This is a genomic window from Actinomycetota bacterium, assembly GCA_035536535.1.
Classification (GTDB): domain Bacteria; phylum Actinomycetota; class JAICYB01; order JAICYB01; family JAICYB01; genus DATLNZ01.
Genome location: DATLNZ010000030.1, coordinates 1 through 4,285, shown reverse-complemented (window position 1 = coordinate 4,285; position 4,285 = coordinate 1). Strand labels below are relative to the sequence as shown.

Annotated in this window: 7 protein-coding genes; 2 read left to right on the top strand and 5 right to left on the bottom strand. The window is 68.9% G+C overall.

Annotation, left to right across the window (positions count from 1 at the left end):
• Positions 1 to 385: GTP-binding protein (locus tag VNE62_02170; protein ID HVE91094.1), on the bottom strand; the 385-nt coding region annotated here is incomplete at its 3' end.
• Positions 386 to 485: 100 nt separating this feature from the next.
• Here VNE62_02170 and rpsT point away from each other — a divergent pair.
• Positions 486 to 752, top strand: a complete 267-nt coding sequence (rpsT, locus tag VNE62_02165; protein HVE91093.1) for a 30S ribosomal protein S20 — start codon at positions 486 to 488, stop codon at positions 750 to 752.
• A 32-nt stretch (positions 753 to 784) separates the two neighbouring features.
• On the opposite strand, the gene VNE62_02160 is transcribed toward rpsT, so the two are convergent.
• Positions 785 to 1,243 (bottom strand): response regulator, encoded by a 459-nt coding sequence (locus VNE62_02160; GenBank protein HVE91092.1) that lies wholly within the window; start codon positions 1,241 to 1,243, stop codon positions 785 to 787.
• Positions 1,240 to 2,346 carry an ATP-binding protein gene (locus VNE62_02155; GenBank protein HVE91091.1) on the bottom strand — a complete coding sequence of 369 codons (1,107 nt, stop codon included), beginning with the start codon at positions 2,344 to 2,346 and terminating at the stop codon, positions 1,240 to 1,242. Before VNE62_02155 ends, VNE62_02160 begins: the two co-directional genes overlap by 4 nt.
• A 102-nt stretch (positions 2,347 to 2,448) precedes the next feature.
• Between VNE62_02155 and VNE62_02150 the strand changes: the two genes are divergently transcribed.
• Complete coding sequence (locus tag VNE62_02150; protein ID HVE91090.1) at positions 2,449 to 2,736, top strand: GYD domain-containing protein; 288 nt, start codon at positions 2,449 to 2,451, stop codon at positions 2,734 to 2,736.
• A 51-nt stretch (positions 2,737 to 2,787) separates the two neighbouring features.
• Here the strand turns inward: VNE62_02150 and holA are convergent, their stop codons facing one another.
• On the bottom strand, positions 2,788 to 3,777 hold the full coding sequence (gene holA / locus VNE62_02145) for a DNA polymerase III subunit delta (protein ID HVE91089.1): 990 nt from the start codon (positions 3,775 to 3,777) through the stop codon (positions 2,788 to 2,790).
• Positions 3,774 to 4,285 (bottom strand): hypothetical protein (locus tag VNE62_02140; GenBank protein ID HVE91088.1); only part of this gene is annotated, 512 nt, incomplete at its 5' end. The genes holA and VNE62_02140, both read right to left, overlap by 4 nt.

Sequence of the window (4,285 nt, the reverse complement as noted above, 5' to 3'; positions counted from 1 at the left end):
TGTCCAGCCCAGCCTCAAGCGCCAGGTACAGGTTGGCGATGGTCTGGGCCTCCACGCCCTGGGTCGCGTCCACGAGCAGCAGGGCCCCCTCGCACGCTTGCAGCGCTCGGGACACCTCGTAGGAGAAGTCCACGTGACCGGGGGTGTCGATGAGGTTGAGGACGTACTTGCCGCCGTCCGTGGACGTGTAGTCCATCCGGACCGCCGCGGCCTTGATAGTGATGCCCCGCTCCTTTTCCAGGTCCATGCGGTCCAGGAACTGGGTGTCGTGGGCGCCGGCCTTGATCAGGCCCGTGAGCTCGAGCATCCGGTCGGCCAGAGTCGACTTTCCGTGGTCGATGTGGGCGACCGTGCAGATATTGCGGATGAGGGCGGGATCGGTCATGGAGGACCCATGGTATCGGCAGCCGGTGGGTTTCAAGGGGTGCTACAGTCTTTGACGTCCATCAGCGCCACCACGGCTGTTCCGCCACGGAGTCAATCAGATGCCCAGATCCAGAACGGTCCTGAAGCGCCAGCGCCAGACAGAGGTCCGGCGCGTGCGCAACAAGGGCGTGCGCTCGGAGCTCAAGACGGCCGAGAAGCGCGTCCGGCAGACGGCCGCCACCGATGCGGCGGAGGCCGAGTTCCAGACCCTGCAGAAGCGGCTGGACAAGGCCGCGGGCAAGGGTGTCATCCACCCCAACAAGGCCGCGCGGAAGAAGTCACGGCTGGCCAAGGCGCTCAGAAAGGCTTCGGCGCCAGCCACCTGACGCCGGCCGCCGCCGCGAACCGCAGCGGCCTCTCAGGCGGTCGTGGTCTCCGAGCCGATCCCCCCGCCGGGAGTTTCCGGTCCGGCCGTCCCCGGGTCCGCCGGCGAGTATTTCGACCCCGACTCCAGGATTCCGCGCAGCGTCCGCGTGACCGCGTCCGGCATAAACGGCTTGCGGATGTAGCCTGCAGCGCCATGCTCGGCCGCTTGGGCCAGAAACCGCGCCTCGGCCAGCACCGTGCACATCAGAACGGGGATGCCTTTGGTGTCGGGGTCCGCCTTCAGGCGCTCCAAGGCCTCCCAGCCGCTGATCCCCGGCATCATCACGTCCAAGAGGATCACGTCCGGGTGCTCGGACTTGGCGACCGCCAGTCCCTCCGCCGCCTCCGAAGCGACCAGGACGCGGAAGCCGTCCCTGCGAAGGGAGAACGCCAGCACCTCCGTCACGTCGGTCTCGTCGTCAACGAGCAGGACGGTGCGCTGGGAGATCACGCGGGTTCCCTCACGGCGACGGGCAGCCTCACCCAGAACACCGACCCCGCCGGTTGATTGGGCAGGTAGCCGGCGTCGCCACCCATCGCCTCGGACAGGCCTCGCACGATGGCCAGGCCCAGGCCCGATCCGCTCCGGTGGCCGCTGGGCGACGGGTCCACCTGGTAGAACTTCGAGAACAGGCCCTGGCGGCGGTCCTTCGGGACTCCCGGGCCGAGGTCCACCACCCGCAACTCCACAAATGCGCCGTCGACGGTGGCCCGGACCCGGACGGGCTCTCCCGAAGGTGAAAAGCGAATCGCGTTGTCCATCAGGTTCACCAGGATCCGCTCCATGGCGTCGCGGTCGGCCCGCACAAGCGGCAGGTCGTCCGGAAGCTCCAGCCGGACGGCCCCCGCCGGCAGGATCCCGTCGGCCAGCCGCCGCGCCAGCCCCGCGAGGTTCAGGGGCTCAGGGGACAGGTCCAGCGCCCGCGCCTCGATCCGCGACAGGTCGACGATCCGCGTGATGAGCCTGGTCAGCCGGTCCGAGTTCTGCAGGATCATGTCCAAAAACCGCCGCCGCTGCGACTCGTCGGTGTCATCGGCATTCATGAGGGCGCTGGCGCAAGCCTGGATCGTCGTGAGCGGCGTCTTGAGGTCGTGGCTGATCATCGAGGTGATCTCGCTCTTCAGGCGGTCTGCCGCGTCCAGTCCCCGCTTCACCTCGTCCCGCTGCACCCGCACGGAGGCCGAGCAGCCCTCGGCGACGAGCAGCACCAGCTCGTGGGCGAAACGGGTGAGAGCCGCGGCGGTGGCGAACACGTCCTCGTCGGCGTCCCGCACGAGCCTGTGGTGGACGACCTCGTCCCAGATCAGAACCTCGCTGACGACCTGGTGCAGGGGCACTCCCGACGCAACGAGCCGCTCGGCCACGGCCAGCTGCATCTCCAGCCCCCGGTCGACCCCCTCCTCCAGCGCGGCCCGGGTGATGGCGGGCAGGTTCGCCGCGGGGGGCCGGCCACACCGGACCGTCCACTGCTGGGCGAGATCCTCGAACGCGCGGATGAGGACCGGAGCGATCCGGACGATCAACTCCCTCTCACGTGGCCCGACAAGCAGCACGTCCCAACCCTACCGCCGCCGGCTTCCCCCGGCCGTCCGGTTGTGCGGGCAACCGGCGATGCGGTACATCACGAGGACGGCGGCCCCGGCATGGGAGGGAACTTGGAGACCTACATCCTGCTTTCGACGCTCAACCCGGGGGGGCTCGAAACGCTCAAAGAGCGCCCGGAGCGCCTTCGGGAGGTGAACCAGGAGATCGAGCGGATGGGCGCGCGGCTCGTCGCGCAGTACGCGGTGCTGGGCCCCTACGAATTCGTCACGATCCTGGAGGCCCCGGACACCGCGACGATCGCCAGGATTTCGGTGAATCTCGGCTCCCGGGGGACGGTGCGCATCCAGACGCTGTCCGCGATGTCCATCGACGACTTCGTCACCGGGTTGCGTGGATGAGGGAGCGAGTCCCGAGCGCCGCCCTGGACGGGCCAGGCGCTTCCACAGGACCTAAGCGTGAACTGACTCGGTATGCCCGGACAGGATCCCGCCGAGGACGCGCTCCAGGACCATCACCGGCGGAAGCGGGCTGGCCATGACCGCCTGAGAGGCGACCTCACCGCCCTTCAGTTCCACGTCGGCCTCCGCGAAAAGGTCGTACATCCGAAGCAGCGTGTCCCATGAGATCGCCGACGCCTGGCGCTTCACGACGCCCGCGCGGCCGGGGCTGACACCCAGCACCTGCGCGAGCTGTGAGTCACCGAGTCCGGGCGACCGCTCGATCGCGCTGCGGGCGCGTATGACCAGCCGCGTCTGCGAGACCAGGGCGAAAAGGACGGCCATGGCGTCGTGGCCCTGATCCAAAAGCATGTGCAGGACGTCGAACGACCTCTGGTGGCGGTCCCTGGACAAAAGCGCGTCGAACAGCGCCCATACCGGCTGCTCGGCCGACTTCTCGAACTGCCGGACGACGTCGTCCTGCTCCACCTTGGCGCCCTTGCCCGAGCGGATCGCCAGCTGGTCCACGGCGTTGGCCATGTCCCGCAGACTGCCCCCGACCGTTTCGATCAGAGCCGAGGCGGCGTCGCGCCCGGGAGTGAGCCCAGCCGACTTCATCCGCTTCGTCACCCAGGCGACCAGCTCGCCGCGCCGAGGACGCTGAAGCCTGTGAACTTTCGCGTGGGGGCCGAGATCCTTCACCAGCCGCGACGGGGGCCGCTCGGACACGCTGACCAGGGCCACACGGCCCCCGGCGTCGCGCTTGGACGCGGCGATCAGCCTGTCTGTGCCGGAGGCGTGAAGCCTCTCCGCCGACCGGACCACCAGGAGCCTGGTGACGGAGAAAAGCGACGGCGCGAACAGCGCCTCCTCCATGGTGGGCAGGTCGCCTCCGTCCGGCTCCACGTGCAGCACCTCGGCATCCGGCCCGCACTCGGCCTCCAGGCGTTCGACGACCTCGTCGGCCAGAAGCTCGTCCTGCGCCCAGATCAGGTCGATCATCTCGCGGTCCTCACCTCGACCTCTCCGTCGTCGATGCACAGCGACAGCGTCCCCTGCGTGTCGTTGCGCAGCACCATCCCCTCCCGCCGGTACAACTCCATCGCCTTCGCGGTTGGATGTCCGTACGAATTGTCCGCCCCGACGGTGACCAGCGTCACCTTCGGGGAGACCGCGCGCACGAACTCCGGGTCCAGGTTCGCCGACCCATGGTGAACCGCCACCAGGACAGGTGCAGCCACCGGCAGCGACGACAGCGCCTCCTGCGACTCAAGGTCCACATCGCCCGGCACGAGGACGTCCACTCCCGCCACCCGTGCCTTGACCACCAGGTTGTTGCGGTCGATGAGTGACCGGTCCTCGAAACGGGGTGGGTCCGGTCCGGGGGCCAGGACCTCCAGCCGGATCCCCCTACCCGTGGCGATCACGTCCCCCTCGGCCACCACCCGCGTGCGGACGCCGTTGCGCCGGGCGGCCTCTACGACCTTTTTTCCGGACCCCCATCCCATGA